21 protein-coding genes are annotated in these 21,588 nt (G+C 66.8%); 11 read left to right on the top strand and 10 right to left on the bottom strand.

The annotated features are described in order from the left end of the window. Positions 1-11 precede the first annotated feature (11 nt). Positions 12-920, top strand: coding sequence for a LysR family transcriptional regulator (locus ACEN9Q_RS28700; protein ID WP_495626848.1), 909 nt, complete (start codon positions 12-14; stop codon positions 918-920). Positions 921-922: 2 nt separating this feature from the next. On the opposite strand, the gene ACEN9Q_RS28695 is transcribed toward ACEN9Q_RS28700, so the two are convergent. Beyond that, a complete protein-coding gene (locus ACEN9Q_RS28695) occupies positions 923-1,108 on the bottom strand; it encodes a hypothetical protein (RefSeq protein ID WP_495626847.1) in 186 nt (61 codons plus the stop codon). Between the two features lie 106 nt (positions 1,109-1,214). Between ACEN9Q_RS28695 and ACEN9Q_RS28690 the strand changes: the two genes are divergently transcribed. The 4 genes from ACEN9Q_RS28690 to ACEN9Q_RS28675 all read left to right on the top strand — a co-directional run bounded on the left by ACEN9Q_RS28690 (position 1,215) and on the right by ACEN9Q_RS28675 (position 6,955). Continuing rightward, entirely contained in the window at positions 1,215-1,724 is a 510-nt protein-coding gene (locus tag ACEN9Q_RS28690; RefSeq protein WP_495626846.1) for a CcdC protein domain-containing protein, read from the top strand. Between the two features lie 10 nt (positions 1,725-1,734). Then, positions 1,735-2,247 carry a CcdC protein domain-containing protein gene (locus ACEN9Q_RS28685; protein WP_056448624.1) on the top strand — a complete coding sequence of 171 codons (513 nt, stop codon included), beginning with the start codon at positions 1,735-1,737 and terminating at the stop codon, positions 2,245-2,247. Positions 2,248-2,460: 213 nt separating this feature from the next. Continuing rightward, on the top strand, positions 2,461-3,462 hold the full coding sequence (locus ACEN9Q_RS28680; protein WP_495626845.1) for a DUF535 family protein: 1,002 nt from the start codon (positions 2,461-2,463) through the stop codon (positions 3,460-3,462). 124 nt (positions 3,463-3,586) lie between these two features. Further along, complete coding sequence (locus tag ACEN9Q_RS28675) at positions 3,587-6,955, top strand: beta strand repeat-containing protein (protein ID WP_495626844.1); 3,369 nt, start codon at positions 3,587-3,589, stop codon at positions 6,953-6,955. 90 nt (positions 6,956-7,045) lie between these two features. Here the strand turns inward: ACEN9Q_RS28675 and ACEN9Q_RS28670 are convergent, their stop codons facing one another. The 3 genes from ACEN9Q_RS28670 to ACEN9Q_RS28660 are packed head-to-tail and all read right to left on the bottom strand — an operon-like array spanning position 7,046 to position 11,987. Further along, entirely contained in the window at positions 7,046-9,877 is a 2,832-nt protein-coding gene (locus ACEN9Q_RS28670; RefSeq protein WP_495626843.1) for an ATP-binding protein, read from the bottom strand. 9 nt (positions 9,878-9,886) lie between these two features. Then, entirely contained in the window at positions 9,887-10,609 is a 723-nt protein-coding gene (locus tag ACEN9Q_RS28665) for a hypothetical protein (protein ID WP_056448632.1), read from the bottom strand. Beyond that, positions 10,602-11,987 carry a hypothetical protein gene (locus tag ACEN9Q_RS28660; RefSeq protein ID WP_495626842.1) on the bottom strand — a complete coding sequence of 462 codons (1,386 nt, stop codon included), beginning with the start codon at positions 11,985-11,987 and terminating at the stop codon, positions 10,602-10,604. Before ACEN9Q_RS28660 ends, ACEN9Q_RS28665 begins: the two co-directional genes overlap by 8 nt. A 408-nt stretch (positions 11,988-12,395) precedes the next feature. Between ACEN9Q_RS28660 and ACEN9Q_RS28655 the strand changes: the two genes are divergently transcribed. Continuing rightward, positions 12,396-13,004, top strand: coding sequence for an FMN-dependent NADH-azoreductase (locus ACEN9Q_RS28655; protein ID WP_495626841.1), 609 nt, complete (start codon positions 12,396-12,398; stop codon positions 13,002-13,004). Positions 13,005-13,106: 102 nt separating this feature from the next. Here ACEN9Q_RS28655 and ACEN9Q_RS28650 read toward each other — a convergent pair whose 3' ends face one another. Continuing rightward, positions 13,107-13,769 (bottom strand): TetR/AcrR family transcriptional regulator, encoded by a 663-nt coding sequence (locus ACEN9Q_RS28650; protein ID WP_495626840.1) that lies wholly within the window; start codon positions 13,767-13,769, stop codon positions 13,107-13,109. Positions 13,770-14,006: 237 nt separating this feature from the next. Here ACEN9Q_RS28650 and ACEN9Q_RS28645 point away from each other — a divergent pair, with 237 nt between their 5' ends. After that, on the top strand, positions 14,007-14,972 hold the full coding sequence (locus ACEN9Q_RS28645) for an alpha/beta hydrolase fold domain-containing protein (protein WP_495626839.1): 966 nt from the start codon (positions 14,007-14,009) through the stop codon (positions 14,970-14,972). Between the two features lie 63 nt (positions 14,973-15,035). On the opposite strand, the gene ACEN9Q_RS28640 is transcribed toward ACEN9Q_RS28645, so the two are convergent. From ACEN9Q_RS28640 to ACEN9Q_RS28630, 3 genes are read right to left on the bottom strand one after another with little or no spacing between them, the layout of a single operon-like run. Then, a complete protein-coding gene (locus ACEN9Q_RS28640) occupies positions 15,036-15,830 on the bottom strand; it encodes an SDR family NAD(P)-dependent oxidoreductase (protein WP_495626838.1) in 795 nt (264 codons plus the stop codon). A gap of 48 nt (positions 15,831-15,878) precedes the next feature. Next, the gene (locus ACEN9Q_RS28635) at positions 15,879-16,388 is read right to left on the bottom strand and encodes an SRPBCC domain-containing protein (RefSeq protein ID WP_495626837.1); all 510 of its coding nucleotides are present in this window, start codon (positions 16,386-16,388) and stop codon (positions 15,879-15,881) included. Between the two features lie 3 nt (positions 16,389-16,391). Next, positions 16,392-16,586, bottom strand: a complete 195-nt coding sequence (locus tag ACEN9Q_RS28630; protein ID WP_495626836.1) for a hypothetical protein — start codon at positions 16,584-16,586, stop codon at positions 16,392-16,394. Between the two features lie 4 nt (positions 16,587-16,590). Here ACEN9Q_RS28630 and ACEN9Q_RS28625 point away from each other — a divergent pair, with 4 nt between their 5' ends. The 3 genes from ACEN9Q_RS28625 to ACEN9Q_RS28615 all read left to right on the top strand — a co-directional run bounded on the left by ACEN9Q_RS28625 (position 16,591) and on the right by ACEN9Q_RS28615 (position 18,638). Then, positions 16,591-17,511, top strand: coding sequence for a LysR family transcriptional regulator (locus ACEN9Q_RS28625; protein ID WP_056448648.1), 921 nt, complete (start codon positions 16,591-16,593; stop codon positions 17,509-17,511). Between the two features lie 82 nt (positions 17,512-17,593). Next, entirely contained in the window at positions 17,594-18,097 is a 504-nt protein-coding gene (locus tag ACEN9Q_RS28620) for an RES family NAD+ phosphorylase (protein WP_056448651.1), read from the top strand. A 106-nt stretch (positions 18,098-18,203) separates the two neighbouring features. Continuing rightward, positions 18,204-18,638, top strand: coding sequence for a carboxypeptidase regulatory-like domain-containing protein (locus ACEN9Q_RS28615; RefSeq protein ID WP_495626835.1), 435 nt, complete (start codon positions 18,204-18,206; stop codon positions 18,636-18,638). 4 nt (positions 18,639-18,642) lie between these two features. On the opposite strand, the gene pdxR is transcribed toward ACEN9Q_RS28615, so the two are convergent. Further along, complete coding sequence (pdxR, locus tag ACEN9Q_RS28610; protein ID WP_495626834.1) at positions 18,643-20,100, bottom strand: MocR-like pyridoxine biosynthesis transcription factor PdxR; 1,458 nt, start codon at positions 20,098-20,100, stop codon at positions 18,643-18,645. 89 nt (positions 20,101-20,189) lie between these two features. Between pdxR and ACEN9Q_RS28605 the strand changes: the two genes are divergently transcribed. Next, positions 20,190-20,828 carry a pyridoxamine 5'-phosphate oxidase family protein gene (locus ACEN9Q_RS28605; RefSeq protein ID WP_495626833.1) on the top strand — a complete coding sequence of 213 codons (639 nt, stop codon included), beginning with the start codon at positions 20,190-20,192 and terminating at the stop codon, positions 20,826-20,828. Here the strand turns inward: ACEN9Q_RS28605 and ACEN9Q_RS28600 are convergent. Further along, the gene (locus ACEN9Q_RS28600; RefSeq protein ID WP_495626832.1) at positions 20,818-21,588 is read right to left on the bottom strand and encodes a DUF3108 domain-containing protein; all 771 of its coding nucleotides are present in this window, start codon (positions 21,586-21,588) and stop codon (positions 20,818-20,820) included. The two genes, ACEN9Q_RS28605 and ACEN9Q_RS28600, sit on opposite strands and share 11 nt — an antisense overlap.

The raw sequence follows: 21,588 nt of genomic DNA, 5'->3' as shown, positions 1-21,588 counted from the left end.
AAAAATCGTCAATGACCGTGCAAAAATCCATAGGTCGACCCGAGCCATCCGGGGGCGGCACCCTCGACTGGGACGACATCCGTTATTTCGTCGAACTGGCGCGCCAGGGCAAGCTGAGCGCGACGGCGCGCGTGCTGCAGGTCGAGCACTCGACCGTCGCGCGCCGCATCGGCATGCTCGAGACGCGCCTGGGCGTGCGCCTGTTCGACCGCCTGCCGAAACACTGGGCGCTGACCGCGGAAGGCGAGGAATTGCTGGCCCAGGCACGCCGGGTCGAAGACGAGGCGCTGGCCTTTGCGCGCGCCGGCGCGGGCGCGTCCACCCTGCGGGGCGTCGTCCGGCTGTCGGCACCGCCAGTGTTCGCCAGCGTATTCCTCGTGCCGCGCCTGGGCGCGCTGCGTGCGCGCTGGCCGGCGATCGCACTGGAAATCATCGGGGAAGTCCGCGAGGCCGACCTGTACCGGCGCGAGGCCGACCTGGCGCTGCGCATGGCGCGCCCCAGCCAGGACGGCCTCGCGGCCCGGCCGCTGGCCCAGACCGGCTACGGACTGTATGCGGCGCCCGGCTGGTTCGAGCGGCCCGCGGAGGAGTGGGAATTCATCGGCCATGGCGAGGCGATGAAGGAGACGCCGCAGCAGAAATGGCTGGCGAAATTCGTGGCCGGACGCCCGTATGCGTTCTGGACCAACGACGCGGCCGCCATGCTGGCCGCGTGCCGCGCCGGGCTCGGCGTCGCCGTGCTGCCGCACTTCCTCGGCCGCGGCGACCCGATGCTGGCCTTGCATCCGGAATATGGCCAGGTGCTGAGCCGCCCGCTGTGGCTGGCCGTCCACCCGGACGTGCGCCGCGCGCCGCGCGTCACGCTGATGGCGGAACTGCTTGCCGCCCTGCTGCAGGAACACGCGGCCCTGCTGGCCTAGCGTCAGTGCACGATGCTCGGATTCGGGTCGACCGGCGGCTCGTCGTTCTGCGGCGTGCGGATCGGCGGCTGGTGGGGATCGGTATTCTCGAACGGGTCGGGCGGCGGTTCTTCGATGGGTGCGGGATCGGGAGCACGATGGGCTTCGTGCCGGATCGACCGTCGCGTCGCGATCGGGTCTGGAATCATGGAAAGCTCCTGCTGAAGATGCCAAAACATTACCATGGGCAGCCGTTTGTCGACGCGCGCCTGGATTACAATGGCGGATTCGACAAAACGTAACCCAAGGAACCTCATGTTGCCGACTCCCGTCGTTGCCGCCGTCCTCGCGCCGCTCGTGCTGTGGCGGATGTACAGCCGCATCAGGCGCCTGACGACCCGCCAGCGTTCGAAGACGTGGCGTCACCGCACGACCCTGGTGTTCTTCCCGCTGCTGATCGTGATCCTGGCCGTCGTCAGCATCAAGACGAATCCGTTCGCCCTCGCGGGCCTGGCGGCCGGGCTGCCGGTCGGCGCCGTGCTGGGCCGGATCGCGATCGGCAAGACGCGCTTCGAGCAGGTCGGCACCGACTTTTTCTTCACCCCGAACGCACCGATCGGCCTCGTGGTGGCCCTGCTGTTCATGGGCCGCATGGCCTGGCGCGCATACGAGTACTACATGCTGGGCTCGTTCGCGCACCATGAGTTCGTGTCGAGCCCGCTGACCCTCGTGATCTTCGGCGTGCTGGCCGGCTATTACACGAGCTATGCGTTCGGCCTGCTCTCCTGGCGCAAGCGCACCGCGCCGGCCGTAACGAACCCGTAACCTGCATCGCATGAGTCTTACCACCCTCGCCCTCATCGCCCTCGTCCCCCTGCTCGTCTGGCGCATCTATTCGCGCATCAAGAACCAGATGACGCGCCAGCGCTCGATCGTGTCGCGCCACTACACGGGCCTGTTCGTGTTCGCCGCGATGGTCCTCGTCCCCGGCACGGAACTCGGCGACCGCCCGTTCCAGCTGGCCGCACTGGCCGCCGGCGCCATCGCCGGCATCGCCCTCGGCACCTACGGCCTCTCGCGCACCCGCTTCGAAGACACGCCCGAAGGCTATTTCTTCACGCCGCCGTCGCGCATGGGCATCCTCGTCGCCATGCTGCTGGTGGCGCGCGTGATCTACCTCGGCATCGAGATCTACATGAACCAGGGCAGCAGCCACCCCAACCCACGCTTCACGGACAGCCCCATCACCATGTTGTGCCTGGGCGTGACGGCCGCCTATTTCGCCGCCTTCTCGGCCGGCCTGATGCGCTGGCGCCAGCGCAAGCGCAAGGAAATCGGCAAGCTGTAGTTCGACCGCCGCATGCGCGCCGCGTGCGGCCGGCCTCTCGAAATATTGATCCACATCTGATCGGCCCGGACCCGGCACGCGCCGGTGGGCGTCGCGCCGCCGGCGTTTGTCGCACTCCAATACGTGATGCATAACGCTGCGGAGAATGGCCGCCGGGGCCACGCAACGTATTGACATTTATTCCATGGCTCCAGTCACCCATCTGGAGAACACATGGTTTTCACGCACCTGACCCGCCATTGGATGGCGCGGCGCCATTACCCCTTCGCCTCCTGGGCCGCATGCATCGCCCGCAGCCTGCGCGTCCTGCTGTTCCGCCGCGCGCACCTGGAATTGCTGGCGATGGACATCTACCGCAACTACGTCACCCAGGTCCACGACGACGTGTTTCACCACCTGAGCCATCGCAACTATCTTGCCAAGGGGCTGTCGCTGCGCCAGCGCGTGCGCTGCGTCCTCACCCATTACCGCTTCGAGGACGCCACCTTCGACGCCGCCTATAAACACGCGGTCTACCGCGACGGCGGCCTCGTGCTGTGGCAGCACGACACGGACGGCGGCCACGTCGCGGTCCGGCTCGGGATGGCGCAACGCCTGAACGCGGAAGGCGACCTGACGCTTTCCCTGCTGGCCGACGGCAAGTGCGTGCACCGGCTGTCGTTCAGCTGGGTCGACGAACGCTTCGCCGGCACCGCCGGGATGGGCGGCCCCGGGATGCTGCCCTTCATCGCCCGCAACCAGGGCCCGCGCACCGGTGCGGTCGACGCCGTCGACGCCTTCCGGCGCGCATTCCCGCACAACTCGCCGCTGGTCACGACGCCCGGCTTCTTCTGCTTCGCCGCCTTGCAGGGCATCGCACAGGCGCTGGGCGTGGACCAGGTGGTGGCCGTCAAGTCGGCCTGGCACTGCGCCTACGCGCCCGGCGCCGCAACACACTTCGCCAACGCCTACGACGGATTCTGGCGCATCCTCGGCGGCACCGAGATGCCGGGCCGCGCATGGCATATCGCCCTGCCGTTCCACGCCCGGCCGCTGGCCGACATGGCGTCGAAGCACCGCAAGCGCGCGGCATTGCGGCGCGAGCACTGGCGCGTCATCGGGGAATCGGCCTGCCAAGTGCTGCGCGCGCACCTCGTCCACGCGGGCGCGCGCGCCCATGCGGCCCAGGACCGGTCTCCCGTCCTGGCGCGGCCCGGCAGCGACGCGTGCGTATGAAAAACCACAGTTCACCAATATTCAATTTCCATTAGTCAATTTCAAATTCTTCAATGCTATAGTTTTAGTTCTATGCGGAAATGAAAAACCAGTACCGCCGCCCATAACAAGGACTATTAACTACATGGCAACCAACTACGACGCCGCCGTCAATTCCTTCTACCTCGCGTATTACGGCCGTCCTGCCGATCCCGCGGGCCTGGCCTACTGGTCGCAAGCCCTTGCGCAAAACAATGGCGACTTCAGCGCCATCGTCGACGCGTTCTCGACGTCGACCGAAGCGACGGACCGCTTCGGCAGCGCCACGCCGGCCGACCGCATCGCCGACGTCTACCAGCAACTGTTCAACCGCGCGCCCGACCAGGCCGGCCTCGACTACTGGACGAAGGCCATCGACTCGGGCACCGTCAGCATCGCCGACGCCGCCATCCAGATCATGAACGGCGCCCAGGACACCGACGCGCAACTGTCGACCCTGCGCCAGGAAGCCGCCGCCCAGTTCACCGCCGCAGTCGCGGCCTCGGGCGTGCCCTATGACGGCAGCGCCGCGATCGACGCGGCGCGCGTGCTGATCGCCGCGGTCACGCCCACGACGAGCGCGGCCGACATCACGGCGCTGGTCACGGCCACCAAATCGCTCGTCCAGACCGCGCACGACAATCCGGAAGTCATCGCCGCCCTCGCCGGCAGCGGCAGCCTGACGACGCTGCTCGCCTCGTCCAGCGGCAAGGCCGATCCGGTCGCCATGGTCGAGGCGCTGGCGAGCGTCGGCAAGGCCGCCGCCAACGATACCACGGCCCTCACCACGCTGAAACAGGGCGGCGGCATGGCCGGCATCGTCGATTCGCTCCCGGCCGGCACGAGCCTCCACGACGTGACCCAGGCGGCGGACCAGGGCGGCCTCACCGCCGTGGACAACATCGTCACGCCCCCCGCGCCTGTGGACACCACGCCGCCCGCGGCGCCGAAGGTGGAGCTGGTCGCGGATACCGGCAGCAGCGCCACCGACCACCTCACCAACGACGGCCAGGTCAAGATCAGCGGCCTGGAAGCCGGCGCGACCTGGCAATACAGCGTCGACGGCAAGACCTGGCACACCGGACCGGCCGCCGGCAACACCGGCACCGCCCTGCTGGACACCACGGCGACCGGCGACCAGACCCTGCATGTGCGCAGCACCGACGCGGCCGGCAACGTCAGCGCCACCACCACGCTGCAGTACACGCTGAAAACGGCGTTCGTGCCGACGCTCGCCCTCCAGGGCGCCGACGGCAACGACCTGACGGTGACCAGCCTCGTCACCAACACGGACAACTACTGGGTCAGCCTGCACGGCGCAAAAGGGGCCGCGGCCGTCGGCTTCCAGGTGTCGGCCACGGGCGCGGACGGCACCTGGACCGACGCGAAGGACAGCGATCCGCTGGCCGACGGCACCCATTTCATCCGCTACGTCGTCACCGACACGGCCGGCAACACGGCCCCGTCGAACGCGCTGAAGATCGTCATGGACCATGCGCTGCCCGGCGCGCCGGCCGTGCAGCTCGTCCAGGACACGGGCATGAGCGCGACCGACCACTTCACCAGCAACGGCCAGGTCAAGGTCAGCGGCCTCGATGCGGCGGCCGCCTGGTCGTACAGCACCGACGCCGGCACGACCTGGACCGCGGGCCCGGCCGCGGATACCGACGGCGTGGCCCTGCTGGACCTCGGCGCGGGCGCGCACAGCCTGCTGGTCCGCGAGTTCGGCCAGGCCGACGGCACCGAGACGTTCGGCCTCGGTTCGCTCGACTACACGGTCCAGGCCGCGGTCAACGCCCGGCTCGCGTTCCAGGGCACGGACGGCAAGGACCTCGCCGCGACAAGCCTCCTGACCAACACTGACAACTACTGGGTCAACCTGTACGGCGCGAAAAATGCCGCCACGGTGGAATTCCAGCTGTCGGATACGGGCGCGGACGGCACCTGGGTCGGCGCGAAGGACAGCGACCCGCTGGCCGACGGCACCCACTTCATCCGCTACGTCGTCACCGACCTCGCCGGCAACACGGGCACGACGAACGCGCTCGAAGTCGACATGGACAAGACCGCGCCAGCCGCGCCCACGGTCTCGTTCGTGAACGATACCGGCGCGAGCGCCACCGACCACGTCACGTACGCCGGCCAGATCCAGGTCGACGGCATCGAGGCCGGCGCGACCTGGCAGTACACGGATGACGGCATCCACTGGATTCCGGGCACCGCGCCGGATACCAATGGCCATGCGACGGCGTGGCTGACCAATGGCCAGCACACGCTGCAGGTGCGCGTCGTCGACGCGGCCGGCAACGCCACGACCACGTCGATGCCGTACACGCTCGAAGGCGAGGCGCCCGCCGCGGGACTCGCGTTCGACCACATCGCCGGCGGCGCCCAGGGCGGCACGCAGACGGCGCTGACCAAGGCCGACCTGGTCTTCGCCTACACCGGCACGATCGACGCCGGCGCCAGCGTCAACGTCCAGGTCGGCGCCGGCTCCTTCGTCACGGCGACGGGCGCCACGATCGACGCGACGGCCAAGACGATCACGCTGCACGATTTCGACCTGAGCGCGTCCGACCCGATGGTCACGCTGAGCGTCGCGTCGCTGGGCGGCCTGTCCACCTACACGACGCCGGTGACGATCGACGGTCCGTTCGTCGCCTACTCGGCGCAGCCGACGTACCCCGGCATCTCGCTGACCAGCACCCAGGCCGGCCACGTCTATCTGACCGACGGCAGCAACGCGTCGGTGCAGATCGGCGAGGCGACCGACGGCACCGTCACGTTCGGCGTGCAGACGACGGCCGTGCAAGGCATCCTGGGCGTCGGCCCGAGCGCGACCGTTCATACCGACAACGGCATCACGTACGCCCTTGGCACGGCCGGCGCGGACACGCTCAGTGGACAGAATGTCTGGGGCTACGACGGCGACGACCACATCACCGCCCTCGGCACCGCGGACAACAGCGACAATCACGTCACCAGCGCCATCTACGGCGGCAACGGCGCCGATACGATCAACGCGACCGCGGGCTCGAGCACCTTCGTGTACCGCGCCGTGCAGGAATCGACCATCGTCGCGGATGGCCAGGCGGCGCACGGCTTCGACGTCATCAACGTCGGGACCGGCGGCGCGGCGCAGGCCACGCACATGCAGGTGCTCGACTTCGGCGTCAAGATCGACGGGTTCTATACGGAGTCCGCCCAGCCCCTGTCCGGCACCGAAACGGGAACCGAGCTGCTCGGCCTGATCAACGCGGCCGTCCACTTCCAGGCGGCCGGCAAGCCGGAAGCGGCCTACGTCGATTTCAGCGGCGCCGCCGGTACGCCGGGCGTGCACTTCCTGGTCGTCGACGTCGATGGCAACGGTACGATCGGCGCCGCCGACTACGCCGTCGAAATCGTCGGCACGCTCGACCTGACCCGCGCCTACGTCACGGCCGACACGGGCCACATGCTGCTCACCACGGCGTGACGTCCCGCGCCGGCCCGCACGCCGGCGCACCATTGAAAACGGCCGGCGCCCTCGCGGACGCCGGCCGTTTCGTTTGCCGCGGCATGGCGGTCAAGCCGCCTTCGCCTCCGGATCGCCCTGCTGCCTTCTCTGCAGCACGAAGATCGGCTGCGCCCACTGCACGTCCTTTTTCTTCTTGCTCGTGATGAGCGTGAGGTCGGACGGATCGTAGACGTCCGTGTTGTGCGTCAGCGGCGTCGTCATGAGGTATTGCGCGTCGGTGTTCTTGAGGAATTCGCCGACCAGCTGGATGTTGCGGATGTCCAGGTGGGCGAACGGTTCGTCGATGAACACGAAGCCGCCCGAGCCCTCTTCCGACTTCAGCAGGCCGATGAGCAGCACCAGCGATTTCATGACCTGCTGGCCGCCCGACGCCTCGCCGTCGTTCATGCCGATCTGGCCCTTGCCGTCGAACTTGAAGCGCACGTGCAGGCCGGCCTGGGCCAGCTGCACGTCGTCGTTCTCCAGCCGGACCGGGTCGACCGACACGTCGATGTTCGCCAGCTCGCCCAGTTCGCGGATGTTCTTCGAATAGGTCTTGATCGTGTAGCGCAGGCGCTCGATGTACGCGCCGCGCGCGTTGTCCGTCGCCTCGATCGCGCGGTTGTTCTGGTAGCGGCGTTCTTCCGTCTCCACCTGGCGGCCGGACAGCTGGTCGTTCAGGCGCCCGTACTGGTCGATGACGGTCGGGTCCTGTTCCCAGTCGGGGCGCGCCAGCGACGCGTCGAGGGAATTCATGCGCAGCTTGACCTGGTGCGCGTTCTGGTGCGTCGCGACGAGGGCCGCGCGCTGCTGCGTGCTGCGCCAGGCCTGCGGCACGTGGCGCCAGCCGCGGCGCAGGTTCAGGAGTTCGCGCGCATGTTCGCTGCGCTGCTCGATCACGCGGCGGTTGTTCAGGCGCATGCCCGCTTCCGCTTCCGACAACGCCATGCGCGCGTTCTGCCAGACGGTGTCGGCACGCGTGCGCGTGACGGTCGCATTCTTGATCAAGACCTGCAGCTCGCCCAGGCGCGCGCCGACCTGCAGGCGCTCGGCCTTGAGCGGCTCCAGCGCGCGCGTGGCTTCCTCGAATTCGGCCTGGCGCGCGGACAGTTCCTTCGCCGCGTCCACGCCGGCGATGCGCACGCGCAGCGCCGACACTTCCGCCGCCAGCTTGCTGATCGCGAGCGTCAGCGTGTCTTCCTGCGCTTCCAGCGACGGCAGCGCCTTCTGGATGGCTTCCAGGCGCTGCGTCTTGCCGGCCGCGCCGAAGCGGTAGCGCGACGGCTCCACGAACAGCGAGCGGCCGCCGCGGCGTTCGCGGTGATATGCGTCCGGCGTGATCCATTCGTCGCCATCGCTCTTGAAACCGTCGTCGACGGAATTCACGCGCTCGATGCGTTCCAGCTGGTCGATCAGCCACGACGGCGCCTTGGAGGAAAAGCGCACGACGGACAGCAGCGTGTCGTCCTTGACCACCGGCGCGTCGACGCAATCGGGCACGATGAAGTGGCGGTAACGCTCCTTCTCCGCCAGCTTGTAGGCCGCCGCCGCATCCTTCGCGCGCTCCAGCAGCACGACGGACGCATAGCCGCCCAGCACACCCTCGACGGCGCCCTGCCACTTCGGGTCCGTCACTTCGACGATGTCCGACAGCATGGCGTGCGGGATGCCGGCATCGCGCAGCGCGCGGCGCATCTGGCGCTGGGCTTCCGGCTCGGGCATCGTGGTCTTGCCCTGCAATGCGGAGATCGTCGCCAGCTCGCCCGCGATTCTCGTGGCCAGCGCCTCGCGCTCGGCCTTCTTCTTCGCGAGTTCCGCCTCTTTCGCCTCCAGCTGGGCGGCCACTTCCGCGATATCCGCGCCGGCGTCGGCCGCCAGTTTATTCAGGCGTTCCTTTTGTTCGAGCAGGCTTTCCAGCGGCTTCAGTTTGGCGTTCACCTGCGTCAGGCGGCTCGCCAGCTCATTTGCTTCCTGTTCGAGCTTCACTTCCTGCTGCTGCGCTTCCGTCAGCGCGCGCTGCTGCGCCGCCAGCGCGTTGCGCTTTTCGGAGAGCAGGCCGTCGGCCTGCATCAGCGGCTTCTTCGCCTCACGCAGCGCACGGCTGACGTTCGCGGCCTTTTCGCGCGCCTCGTGATATTCGAGGCTCGGCAGCACTTCCTCGACGAGGGCGCGGCGTTCCTTGTTGAGGTCTTCCCACTGGTGGTAGTTGGCGACGCGCAGGCGCAGGCCTTCCAGGTTGATGCGCGAGGTTTCCAGTTCGGCCTCGAAGCGCTTCAGTTCCGACTCGGTGTCGCGCTGGTGGCGCTTCGCTTCGTCGTACGCGTCCAGCACTTCCTTGTCGCCGAACACCTGGAACACGAGGTCCAGCAACTGGCGCGGCGCGTATTCGCACAGTTTATCGGTCTCGCCCTGCTCCAGCGCGAGGACCTTCGACATCGCCGGCGACAGGCCGGCCGACGCGAGGCGCTTGCGGTAGTTCTCGACGCCGAGCCAGTCGGTGGCTTCGGTCACTTCCTCGATCTGGATATTCCCCGGTCGCATCAGGTACTGGCGCTTCCAGTCGCCGCCGTTCTTCTGCACCTGGCAGAACAGCGTGACCTCGTCGTCGCTGAAGAAGCCGGAGTGGCGGAACGGCCGGTTCGACAGCTGGCGGCCGGACGGCTTGTTGTCGACGACGGCGCGCAGCCAGGCGCTCTGCTGGCCCGAGTGGCGCGCGTAGTGCTTGTACGTGCGGCCCATCGAGCAATCGAGGCCGAACAGCGTGCGCAGCGCGTCGAGCAAGGTCGTCTTGCCGGAGCCGTTCTGGCCGGCGATGGTGATGATCTTGGCGTCGAGCGGGATGTTCTTGATGCGCTGCCAGTAGTCCCAGTGGACCAGCTCGAGTGATTTGATGTGGAACATGCGGGTCTCTTAAGCTTGGGGCGTGTCGGTGTCCGCGGCGGCGTCGATCGCTGCCGGCGGCTCGTCGTTGGCGGCTTCGCTGACGTGGCGGCGCGGTGCCGCGGCCAGCGGCGCGCGCTTGAACACGTCGGCCAGCGCGCCGTTGATGATGCGTTCCTTGAGTACGTCGGTGTCCATCAGGAGGTCCAGCAGCGGACCTTCGAGGATCACGTCGCCGCGGCGCTCGATGAAGCCGAGCTTCGACAGCAGGCCCAGGTTCATGTCCATGCGCGTCTTCTTGCCCAGCTTGTCGCCGAAGTCGGCGAGCAGCGTCGTGTACGAGATGCCGATCGACGTGTCCTCGGCACGCGGGATCGGATTGTCCTTGTCGAACATGTCGGACTGGTCGACGTCGATGGACTGGTGCGTCTCCTGGCGCTGGCGCTTGGGCAGGATGATCTGCGCCCACAGCACGACGAGCAGCGCCACGCCGTCGCGCGTGAGCCCGAAATTATTGTTCTGCCAGATGTCCTTGGCGCCGAAGATCTTCGGTTCGACGTTGCGGTGCAGGGCCAGCGTGACGTGGTCGGCGTAGACGTTGTCGAGCAGCTTCAGGCCGCATTCGAGCAGGCGCTTGTCGATCTCGGCGCGGAACTGGTCGTCGGACAGCGCGCGCTTGACCATCTTGTCGTCGCGGCGCAGGGTCTGGTGCGTGAGCAGTCGCGCGATCAGGATTTGGGCGTCGTCATTCATCTTGCGTCTTGCTTTCCGGAGTACTCGGTAGATCGAGGTTCAGTGAGAGGGTCGCGCGCGAGATGGCCGCGATGTGCGGGTCGTCCAGCGGCACCATTTCGTCGGCCGAATCGAAGCGCACGGGCAGGCGCGCCAGTTCGGCGGTCGGACCCTGCAGGTTCGCTTCGGCCGGGTCGCCCAGCAGCGGCAGCAGCGAGGCGCGGTACGACGCCACGGCAAAGCTGGCCGGCAGCAGCGATTCCTGGATCGGCACGCTCCGCGGCGCGCCCTCGGCCATGATGGGGAAGTTGTCCACGCTGGCGAAATCGGCGAGGCGGCGGATCCAGTCGTCCAGCTCCGCCTGCATCGCCGGGTTGTCGTTGATGGTCATCGCCGCGTCCTCGCCGTTCGGCAGCGCGCCCGGTGCCACGTTCACGACGCGCTCCATCATCAGTTCCGTCTCGGCCACGTCGATCATCTCGGCCGGCGTCGCGAACAGCGGCACCACCGGACGGTCGATCGCATCCTCGGCCAGGCCCGCGAGGTCGTCGTGCGCCAGCAGCCAGCGCTTGATGTCCGTCGTCGACAGGCCGGACTGGCCGAGGTGCACGCGCTGGCGCTCGATCTGGTTCAGCGCGCGCGAGAACATCCCCTGCATGTTCAAGAGCTGCGACTGGGCGCGGCCGATCGCCTGCGCAGCGCGGTGCGTGGCCGAATCGGCGCGCTCGTCGGACGTGATGGCGCGCAGGATCACGGAGCCCTTCTCGACCCAGTCGCACGCCATGTGCCACTTCGCCTGCGACGCGCGCAGGCGGAATTCGGAACCGGACGCGATGGCGTCGCGGAATTCCTCGTGCAGCTCGACGAGGCGGCCCAGCAGGTGCTTCAGCTGGTCGACGGTGATGCCGCCCACGGCCTGCGCGCCCGCCACCTGAGACAGCAGGAAGCCCATCTCGGCCTCGTCCTCTTCCGGCTTGCCCAGCGCCAGCAGCGTATCGAGCGCGGCCAGCACGTTGCGCGCCAGCGGCGTGATGCGGTAGACGGCGGCCGGATTGTCCCACGCGAGCAGGCCGTGGCTGCGCAGGCGGCCCAGCACCGTTTCCAGGCTTTCCGGGATCAGGTAGGCGAACTTGGTGTTGATGTCGGCGCGCGAAAACGCCGAGTCCATCGTGTCCGACGCCAGTTCGCGCAGCACCAGCAGGCGCACGATGACGCCGTCCTGCGAGCCGTGGAACAGCGCCGTGAACGCCTGCAGCATGGGCTGTGCGCGCTTGAGGTGGTACACCTGCTCGATCTCGTCCGGCGCCACGCCCTCCTGGAAGTGGGTCTGCAGCGGGTCGAGCTCTTCTTGCGCTGGGGATAGTGAGTCGGCGGCGGTTGCGGCCAGGTTGTCGATCATCGTAAGGCTTACCAGTCTGCTGTCGCGCGCGGCCTTCTGGGCCACGGGCGCGGGGGCGTCAGTATAACAGTTAAGGCTTGGCAACTAACACGGAAACGCCCGTCACGTTTTCGCAACTTATGAAAACGATAACAAAATGGCATCGGATTTCGTTCCATAAATGCAATAAGGAAGCTGGCGCCGCGCCGCGAACTTGACCGGCCGGATCGCGCTGGCGGTCGCCGGACACGCCGTTCCGGATCGACCGGCCCCGTGCGTCCGGCCATCCGGCAGTCCAGCATGCCGTCACTCATCTCAAAAACAGATACTTGGCATCTCAATATGCCGTCTTTTCAGAAAGGCCGGGATGATCCACCATGCGCTGCATCCGAATTCGCTGCCCCGTCCCACGTTTGAAAAGGAAATGCCATGCAACTGCTTCACCTCGACTCCAGCGTATTGGGCGCTGACTCGGTCAGCCGTCAACTGTCGGCGGAAATCGTCGCTCGTCTTCGAACCTTGTATCCGGGCATCCGCGTGGTGTCTCACGATCTTGCCGCCAACCCCGTGGCGCATCTGTCCGGTGCACATATGGCCGTACGCTACGGGGCAGTGAGCGAGGACCCCGCCTTGAATGCCGATCTGGTCAAGGGTGACTCGTATCTGGAAGAACTGCTTGCCTGCGACATCCTCGTCCTGGGCGTGCCCATGTATAACTTTTCGATTCCGACCTCGCTCAAGGCGTGGGTCGACCGCGTTGCGGTGGCGGGCAAGACGTTCCGCTATACCGAGGCCGGCCCGGAAGGACTCCTGCAAGGCAAGCGCGCATTCATCGCTTCCGCGCGGGGCAGTGTATATCCGCCCGACAGCATGTTCGCCGCAAACGACCACCAGGAGTCCTACCTCACCGCGCTTCTGCGATTCCTTGGCATGGAAGACATCGAGATCGTGCGCGCCGAAGGGATCGCCTTCGGTCCGGAAGCCAGGGCGGCGGCGGTCACGCAAGCGCTGGCAAGCATTGCAGCGATCGCGGCCTGACGGACCGGCAGCCGTTCATCGCCACCCTGCTCACTATTGGCTCAGGCAACGTCGGCACCGGCGCGCCACGCTTGAAGAACGCCAGGCCGATGCGGAAATGCGCTAGCCCTGCGTGGACACGTCGTTGGCCTTCCTGGTACGCGCCGACGCGCGCGAAGAACTGCCTGCGGGGCGCGCACCGTCGAGTACCTGGGTAACGAGTGCATCCCCGTAGGCTTGCGTCAGCGGCGCGTGGCGCAGTAAATGTCTGAAATACAGGGGGCCGAAGATCGCATCGATCAATAACTGCGCATCGATCGACGCGTCGAACTCTCCATTCCGCTTCCCCTCCTCGATATCCGCCGCCGTCACAGTTCTGCGAGCATTGATGTGTTGGTCCACCAGTTCGCTCAGGATTTCCGGTTCGCTTTGACCCTCGGCAATCAAATCTGCCATGACCTTGCCGAACAAGCCATTGAATTCATGGATGAGACGACGGACTTTCGTGCGGATGGCTTGTTCGGCGGTCGTGGACGTCGGCATGTCGGTCACCACTGCGACCCGCTCATGGAATACGGCAAACACGAGTGCGGCCTTGGAGGGCCACCATTTATAGAGGGTGGGCTTGCCGACCTTGGCACGTTTGGCAATCGCTTCCATGGTCAGGTCGCGCACCGAAGTCTCCTGCAACAGTTCGAAGACGGCATTCAGGATCACAGCATGCGAGTGCGCGGAGGCACTACGCGGACGGCCTCGCAACGCTCGGGTGGGCTCAATGGTAGACATGCCCCCATTTTAGTTTTGTCAGAACGATCCGCAAAGAAGTTAGTGGCACCAGCCCACGGGACGCCCGGTCCGGTCCATGAACCCGCTCGAAAAACGTAGCACCGGGCAGAGCCGGCAGACCGTCGTGGGCGAGCAAGGCATTGACCCTCGCGTCATTTATAATTACATTACGTTCAGTTAAATAAATTAACGACGCCATTTCTTGCCTTCCCAACTCGACACTCTCGGAGATATGCCATGGTCTTTCCCAAAAATTCTTCTCTTGTTGCCTCTTGGGCAACGATTCATCCGCTGACATCGGCGGATGCCGTCGTCATGACCGGCTTGCGTGAGATGGTTCTTCCCATGAAGGGCAAGATGCGTGGTGTCGCCGCGCGTGCTCCCTTCGATGCCATCATGAGCCGCGTCCAGGCGCCGGCCGATGTCACGTTCGAGGCCGACGACGTCGGCGGCGTGGCTGGCTGGTGGTGCCGTCCCGCGAATACCCGCGTCGATGAGGTGATCCTTCATTTGCACGGAGGTTGGTACAACTGGGGATCGGCGCAAGCCTTTCGCGGGCTGGTCGCGCACATCGCTGCGAGTGCCGGTGCCGCGGCCTTCATTCCCGACTACCGGCTGGCACCGGAGAGTCCGTTTCCGGCGGCAGCCGACGACGTGCAAGCCTGCTACGAGGGGCTGTTCCAGCGTGGCGCACGGCGCGTGGCGATCGTCGGCGATTCAGCGGGCGGCGGTCTGGCGCTCGGTCTCCTGGCATGGGCAAGTTCGACCGCGCGCATGGGTCGTTCGCTTCCGGTGGCCGCGGTCGTGTTGTCTCCGGTGACCGACCTTGCCCTGTCTGGCGAGAGCTGGAATTCACGAGCGGATGCGGACCCCTACTTTGTCCGTGCCCAGGTCGAAGCCCTGGTCGAGTCATACCTGGATGAGCAGGCCGGCACCGATCCGCTCGCGTCACCGCTGTACGGAGACCTGCAAGGTTTGCCGCCAGTTCGCGTTCATGTGGGCAACGACGAAGTACTGTTGGACGATGCTTGTCGCTACGTTGCGCGTGCCGTTGCGGCCGGTGTCGACGCAACACTGGATGTGTGGGAAGGCATGCCACACGGATTCCTGTCCACTGTCGGCCGAACCGACGCAGCGACCAGCGCGCTCGAGGCAATCGGTCACTTCCTTGCCTTACGCCTGTCGGCCAGGCCCGGTCGTTAATTCGACGGTGCTCCCGCCGGCTTTCGCCGGCTGGCAGTTTCGTGAATGCGCGGATCGCGCAGTTCAGGGAATCGAGCGAATGACCCCGCCGTCGACGCGCAGTGCGGCGCCGCTCGTACCGGCAGCCTGCTCCGAGCAGACGTAAATCACCATGTTCGCGACTTCCTCGGTCGTCGTGAACCGGTTGATCAGCGTCGTCGGGCGCATCGTCTTCAGGAAGTCCTGCTCCGCTTCCTCCTGGGTGATGCCCTGCTCCCCGGCGGTCGCCTTCATCCAGTTACCCAGGATCTCGGATCGGGTCGGTCCGGGCAACACCGCGTTGACGGTGACGCCCGTCCCACCGACCAGCTCTGCCAGCCCCCTCGATACGGCGAGCTGTGCTGTCTTCGTCATGCCGTAGTCGATCATCTCCTTGGGAATCGCTACCCCGGACTCGCTGCTGATGAAGACGACCCGCCCCCAGCCGCGCTTGACCATCCCGGGCACATAGTGCCGTGCGGCGCGCACGCCGCTCATGACATTCAGCTGGAACAAGTCGAGCCACTCGCTGTCCTTCTGTTCGAAGAAGCCATTGAGGTGGGCCGTGCCGACGTTGTTGACCAGAATGTCGGCATCCTTCACCTGCGCCACGAGTTCTGCGGATCCCTCCGCCGTCGAGAGATCGGCGACCACGCCCGTAAAGTCCGCCTCGGGCAACGCCGCACGCAGCGCATGCAACGTTGCCGCGACCCGCTCTTCCGTGCGTCCATTGATGACGACCGCTGCGCCTGCGCGCGCAAGCCCTTCGGCGATCGCGCGGCCGATGCCTGCCGTCGATCCGGTAACGATGGCCTTGCGACCGTTAAGTTCAATCTTCATGCTGTTTTTCTCCAATAGTGTGTGAGTCAGGTGAGCCGCCGATCCGGGCTAGATGCGCCAGCCGGCTTTCGTTGCCGCCGCCTCCGCTGCGCGGGCAAGGCGTTCGACCCAGTCCTGGTGATAGCGGTACAGCCCGCCGGGATGCTGGTGTCCGAGCAGGTCGAGGAACCAGGGACCTTGTTGCGTCTCCTCCGTCAGCACGTGACACCCTTCGTCCGTAGAAGTGATGACCCAGCCGTGGTAGGCGCTGGAACCGGTCTCGTCGCCGTCGACCGTCGTCGCCCACGCGAGCCTGTGGTTGGGCACGTATTCGGTCACGACGAGGCTCATCGGAAAGCCGACCGTCACGCGGCTGTATGTCGTGCCGAGCGCCAGTTCCTTCTCACCGGTCAGGATCCTGACCCGATCTTCGGCAGGAAAGTAGCTCGACCAATTCTCCGCGTCGACGAGCAGCTTCCACACGACGTCGGGCGGCGCTTTCACGTCGATGTCGTTGAGCGCGTAGATGGCGGATGTTTTCGGATCAAAACGCTCGGGCCAGATGACATGGTCGTACATCGCTCACGCCTCTTTCCTGAACAGGTCTTGAAACATCCCGACGTTGCCGGTGCCGATGATGGAGTAAGTCATGATGCTTCCTTGAATGACGTTGATGAATTGCGGGGCCTCCGCCATGCGAATGATGGCGGTCGATATGTATTTTGAAAATAGAGTATATTTAGATGCAACCCATCTATTTTGGAGATGGAAGGACACGTGAATGCTTGATGGCGTCTCTCTGGACCAGCTCAGGACCTTCATCGCCGCCGTGGATGAGGGCAGCTTCTCGGCCGCGGCCCGGAAGCTCAACCGCGTTCAATCGGCGGTGAGCGGCTGGGTCGGCGGACTGGAAGACCAGGTCGGCGTCAAGCTGTTTGACCGCTCGGGCCGGTTCCCGAAGCTCACGCCGGAGGGTGTGCTGTTGCTCGCGGACGCCCGCAACATCGTGGCAGGGGTGGACACGCTGAAGGCCCGCGCCAAGCTCATGAATTCAGGCGTCGAGGCTGAACTCTCGGTCGTCGTCGATGTGTTCTTTCCGACCTCCATTGTCAGCGCCGTCGCGAAAGCGTTCGCGCGCCAGTTTCCATTGACGCCGCTGCGCCTCTTCGTGGAGGGCCTGGGCGCTGCCTATCTGCCCGTTCTGGACGGCCGGTGCAGCCTGGGCATCCTGACGCCGCTGCCCCAGACGTTTCCTTCACTGGTGAGCGAGCGACTCGGCGACGTGCCGTTGGTTGCGGTCGCTTCAGCATGCCACCCGCTCGCGAGCTTCAGCCAGCGGATACCGCGGCGCGAGTTGGCGAAACATGTACAACTCGTGCTCACGGACAGGTCCCCTCTCACTGTCGGCAGGGACTTCGGCGTCGCGTCGCCGTCGACCTGGCGTCTGGCGGACCTGTCGACCAAATATGCGTTCCTCAAGGACTGCGTCGGTTGGGGAGGCATGCCCTTGCACATGGTCGAGAAAGACATCGCCGAAGGCACGCTGGTCGTGCTGGATGTGGATGACATGCCGCGCACAGGGTTCATGCTGACGATGTCCGCATTTCACCAGCCTTCGCACCCGCCCGGGCCCGCAGGCAAATGGTTCGTCGACCATCTGAAGTCCTTGTGGGAGCAGGACGATGTCGTCCGGATGCCGTAGGCGGGCAGTCCCGTCGTGCTGGGTGACCGCATCGGGCGCGTAGCCGGCACGCCGATGAACACGTGCGATGAAGGAGAAACCGATGACAAGTCCCCGCGCCAGCAATGATGCCAACGCGCCGTTCACGAAAATCGATGGTGTCTTTTATCGCGCCGTCGATCCGGCCTACCGGGACGGCGCGCTGTCCGGTTCCAGGTATCCCGGCCGCTACTCCAGCGCGGTGCAGCCCACGCTCTACCTGAGCGCATCGCGCGACGGGGTGGCGGCTGCAATGGAGGCGCACAGGGACAACCGTAGCGGCCACCTGGAGATCGTCAGCATGCACGTCGCGGCCGACCGGATTTGCGATCTGCGCAATGCGTCGGCGCTGGCGGCCATGGGAATCAGACTCGAGGATGCCGTCGCACCCTGGCAAGAGGTCGTCGCGGCGGGGGGCACCCCGAGGTCGTGGTCGGTGCGCGACCGTCTGGAGGCACTTGGCGCACAAGGGCTGGTCGATCCCTCCAGAAAGGCACCGGGCCTGTGGCACCTGGTTCTGTTTTCCTGGAACCGGGACGATTCTCCCACGGTCCATGTGATCGGCTGATGTCGCCACGCCTTGTATGTCGCGCAGAAATTGACGGGCCTGTGCTATGGTCCAGTTCATCGACGGACCGGGCAGCCGGTCCGGCCGGCAACCGAGGAGAACAGCCATGCAACGAGCACTGATGAGCGCGGCCATGGTCGTGGCCGTTGCGTTGACATCGACCGCCGCCCTGGCGGCACCCACCCCGCACCAGCAGAACGGCATCACCTACATCAACGGCGGCATCGGCGAGGAAGAGCAAGGCACGATGAAAGCCCAGCGCGCCGACTACAACCTGCTGCTGACGTTTGCGACCAAGCAGAGCGGCGCCTACCGGTCCGACGTCCAGCTCGACATCATGGACGCCAAGGGCACGAATCTGCTGAGCGTGGCGAGTACCGGTCCGATGTTCTTCGCCAAGCTCCCGCCGGGCACCTACCACATCAGCGCGGCGGCCGAGGGCAAGACGTTCAAGCGCACCGTCAAGGTCGGCAACGCGCCCAGGGAAATGATCCTGCACTGGGAGAACGACAATCCGGACGATCCGGGACCGCAGGACTGAGAACCTACCGGATCGCGCCCGCCAGCCGCAGCACGAGTTCATCCATCCGCTCGGCCGGCACCTGGGCATAGCCGAGCAGCAGCCCGTTGCACGGCGGCCCGCCCGGCAGCGCATGGGTCGACAACGCATTCACCACGATGCCCTGTTCCCGCGCGCGGCGCACGATCTCCACGTCCGCCGGCCCCTCGGCGGGCAGGCGCAAGGCCAGGTGCATGCCGGCCGACGCGCCCTCCACGACGGCGCGATCGCCCAGGTGCCGGTCCAGCGCCTCGACCAGCGCATCGCGCCGCTGGCGGTACAGGCGGCGCATGCGGCGCAGGTGCAGCGCGAACTCGCCGCTGCGCAGGAATCCGGCCAGCGCCAGCTGCTCCGCCGTGCGCCCCGCGGCCGACGACTGCGCGCGCATGGCCGCCAGCGGCAACGCCAGGCTGGCCGGCACGACGAGGAAACCGATCCTCAGCGCCGGGAACATCGTCTTGCTGAACGTGCCGCAGTACAGCACGGGCGCATCCGGCACCAGGCCCTGCATGGCCGCCAGCGGCGGGCCCTCGTGGCGGAATTCGCTGTCGTAGTCGTCCTCGACGATCAGCGCGCCGGCGGCACGCGCCCCGGCGATCAGGGCCATGCGCCGCGCCGGCGACATCACCACGCCGGCCGGATACTGGTGCGACGGCGTCGTGTAGATCAGCCGGGGGCGGCGCCGGGTCCAATCCGGCACGGTGGGCGCCATGCCTTCGGCGTCGACGGCGATGCCCTCGACGACGAGACCCGCGCCGCGGAACGCGGCCAGCGCGCCGCCGTAGCCGGGGTGCTCGATCCAGGCCGTGTCGCCCGCGTCGGCGCAGGCGTGCGCGCACAGGTCGAGGCTCGATTGCGTGCCGTCCGTGATGAACACCTGGCCCGCCTCGCACACGACGCCGCGCGAGGCGCGCAGGTAGTCCGCGATGGCCGTGCGCAGCGCGGGCTCGCCGGCCGGGTCGCCGTAGTTCAGCTGCGCCGCCGACAGGCCGCGCCAAGCGCGGTCCAGCAGGCGGCGCCACTGCGCGAGCGGAAAGGCGCGCAGGTCCGGCACGCCGGGCGTGAACGGCAGCCCGTCGCCGGGACTGCCGTGCACGGCCCGCAGGTTCCGGGCACGGCGCGCGAGGCCCGCCTGCGGCACGTCGGCGGCACGGCGCCGCGGCGCGGGCGCGATGCCTGCGACCACCGTCCCGCGCCGGTCCGGGATCACGAACCCTTCGCAGGCCAGCTGCTCGTACGCATACAGCACCGTGTTGCGGGCGATGCCCAGTTCCTGCGCCAGCGCGCGCGTGGCCAGCAGGCGCGTGCCGGCCGCCAGCGTGCCGTCGCGGATGGCCGTGCGCAGGCATTCGTGCAGCAGGCGCTGGCGCGGCCAGGGGTGACCAGGCAAGCCATGGCGGGCGTGGTCGCGGGCGAAGGCGTCCAGCAGCAGCGCGTAATCCATCGTGGCTCCATGAAATTGCGTGGCCCTGGACCTGTTCCTGGAGCCATCCTGGCCATTATAGTGCGGCTTCCACCCCTACTTTCGAGGCCATGAACACTGCTCCTTCCCTCCGCACCCAGGTCAAGCGCGGAGCGCCCAAGGCGTCCTACGATCCCGCCCTGCTGCACGCCATCGTCGATGCCGCCTATATCTGCCAGATCGCCTTCGCCGACGCGCACGGCGTGCACTGCATCCCCACCGCCTGCTGGCGCAGCGGCGACCATCTGTACATCCACGGGTCGAACGGCAGCCGCATGCTGCAGCGCCTGACGGAGCAGGATTGCTGCGTGACGATCACGCACCTGGACGGCCTCGTGCTGGCACGTTCCGCCTTCAGCCACACGATGAACTACCGCAGCGCGATGGTCTATGGCCGCTTCGAGGTCGTCGGCGAGGCCGCCAAGCGGCAGGCGCTGGAACATTTCATGGAGCACCTGGTGCCGGGCCGCCAGGCCCTGGTGCGCCCCGGGAACGACAAGGAGTACGCCGCCACGACCGCGCTGCGCATTTCCCTCGCCGAGGCGGTGTGCAAGGTCCGCAGCGGCCCGCCGTCCGACGACGAGGAAGACATGGGCATCGCCACCTGGGCCGGCGTGCTGCCCCTCGCGCAGGTGCGCGGGACGCCCGTGCCGGACCCGCAGTGCGTGCTGCCGGCACCGGACCACGTGCGCGACTGGCTTACTTCTTGACGATCTTTTCCAGCGTCTGCTCGACGTAATCGCGGTCGTTGTCGGTGAAGCGCAGCTTGACGGGATACCACTCGTGGCCCGGCGCCAGCCAGATGTCGAGGGTCTGGTCCTTCGATCCGGGCGGCGGCGCGCGCATCACGTGGACGGCATCCACTTCGCCGAGCGACGCGCCGGCCTGGACCTTTTCGCGGCCGACGACGCGGAAGGTCCACGGGTCGGCGTCGCGCGGACCGATGACGAAGAACTGCCATTCCGAACCCGGCCTGAACTTGTCCTTCGCGGCGCGCGCGATCGCCACCAGTTGCCACGAGACCGACACGCGATCCTGCTCGCCGCCCTTGATCGGGTAGGTCTTGTCGCCGTCGCTGAAGGTGATGGTCTTGTCGCCGCGGTCGAAGGTGGCCGTCGTCGGGTCCTTGCGGAAGCGCTTGTCGTAGTACTCGGTCGGCGCGAGGCCCCAGTTGTCGACGACGCCCGTGCTGCGGTTTTCCGTCAGCTTGCCCAGCAGCGCCACGCGCGACTCGGCGTTGACCGAATACTTGCCGTCGTTCGCGCGCCAGGTGAGCGTCGCCTCGCCGTTCAGGTTGAAGCCGCGCTGGCGCGCGCCGATGGAATAGCTCAGGTCGGCCGACGGGGGCAGGTCGAACGGGCGCTTGACGGCCGGGTGCTCCTCCGCCGCGCCGGCCACGCCGCCCGCCGTCGCCAGCGAGACCGTTACCGCGACGATGCCCGCGCCTGCCAGTTTCAATACATTCTTCAT

The organism is Massilia sp. Masssp93 (assembly GCF_059491295.1).
The sequence above is the reverse complement of the archived record's forward strand: the minus strand, read 5'-3'. Positions and strand labels throughout refer to the sequence as shown.

Excerpts from the sequence above, each read along its gene's own strand:
- ACEN9Q_RS28625 (WP_056448648.1), top strand. The coding sequence starts at position 16,591 with ATGCTTGATGGCGTCTCTCTGGACCAGCTCAGGACCTTCATCGCCGCC.
- ACEN9Q_RS28600 (WP_495626832.1), bottom strand. The coding sequence starts at position 21,588 with ATGAAGAATGTATTGAAACTGGCAGGCGCGGGCATCGTCGCGGTAACG.
- ACEN9Q_RS28615 (WP_495626835.1), top strand. The coding sequence starts at position 18,204 with ATGCAACGAGCACTGATGAGCGCGGCCATGGTCGTGGCCGTTGCGTTG.
- ACEN9Q_RS28670 (WP_495626843.1), bottom strand. The coding sequence starts at position 9,877 with ATGTTCCACATCAAATCACTCGAGCTGGTCCACTGGGACTACTGGCAG.
- pdxR (WP_495626834.1), bottom strand. The coding sequence starts at position 20,100 with ATGGATTACGCGCTGCTGCTGGACGCCTTCGCCCGCGACCACGCCCGC.
- ACEN9Q_RS28665 (WP_056448632.1), bottom strand. The coding sequence starts at position 10,609 with ATGAATGACGACGCCCAAATCCTGATCGCGCGACTGCTCACGCACCAG.
- ACEN9Q_RS28605 (WP_495626833.1), top strand. The coding sequence starts at position 20,190 with ATGAACACTGCTCCTTCCCTCCGCACCCAGGTCAAGCGCGGAGCGCCC.
- ACEN9Q_RS28660 (WP_495626842.1), bottom strand. The coding sequence starts at position 11,987 with ATGATCGACAACCTGGCCGCAACCGCCGCCGACTCACTATCCCCAGCG.
- ACEN9Q_RS28690 (WP_495626846.1), top strand. The coding sequence starts at position 1,215 with ATGTTGCCGACTCCCGTCGTTGCCGCCGTCCTCGCGCCGCTCGTGCTG.
- ACEN9Q_RS28700 (WP_495626848.1), top strand. The coding sequence starts at position 12 with ATGACCGTGCAAAAATCCATAGGTCGACCCGAGCCATCCGGGGGCGGC.
- ACEN9Q_RS28645 (WP_495626839.1), top strand. The coding sequence starts at position 14,007 with ATGGTCTTTCCCAAAAATTCTTCTCTTGTTGCCTCTTGGGCAACGATT.
- ACEN9Q_RS28685 (WP_056448624.1), top strand. The coding sequence starts at position 1,735 with ATGAGTCTTACCACCCTCGCCCTCATCGCCCTCGTCCCCCTGCTCGTC.
- ACEN9Q_RS28655 (WP_495626841.1), top strand. The coding sequence starts at position 12,396 with ATGCAACTGCTTCACCTCGACTCCAGCGTATTGGGCGCTGACTCGGTC.
- ACEN9Q_RS28620 (WP_056448651.1), top strand. The coding sequence starts at position 17,594 with ATGACAAGTCCCCGCGCCAGCAATGATGCCAACGCGCCGTTCACGAAA.
- ACEN9Q_RS28680 (WP_495626845.1), top strand. The coding sequence starts at position 2,461 with ATGGTTTTCACGCACCTGACCCGCCATTGGATGGCGCGGCGCCATTAC.
- ACEN9Q_RS28640 (WP_495626838.1), bottom strand. The coding sequence starts at position 15,830 with ATGAAGATTGAACTTAACGGTCGCAAGGCCATCGTTACCGGATCGACG.
- ACEN9Q_RS28635 (WP_495626837.1), bottom strand. The coding sequence starts at position 16,388 with ATGTACGACCATGTCATCTGGCCCGAGCGTTTTGATCCGAAAACATCC.
- ACEN9Q_RS28695 (WP_495626847.1), bottom strand. The coding sequence starts at position 1,108 with ATGATTCCAGACCCGATCGCGACGCGACGGTCGATCCGGCACGAAGCC.
- ACEN9Q_RS28675 (WP_495626844.1), top strand. The coding sequence starts at position 3,587 with ATGGCAACCAACTACGACGCCGCCGTCAATTCCTTCTACCTCGCGTAT.
- ACEN9Q_RS28650 (WP_495626840.1), bottom strand. The coding sequence starts at position 13,769 with ATGTCTACCATTGAGCCCACCCGAGCGTTGCGAGGCCGTCCGCGTAGT.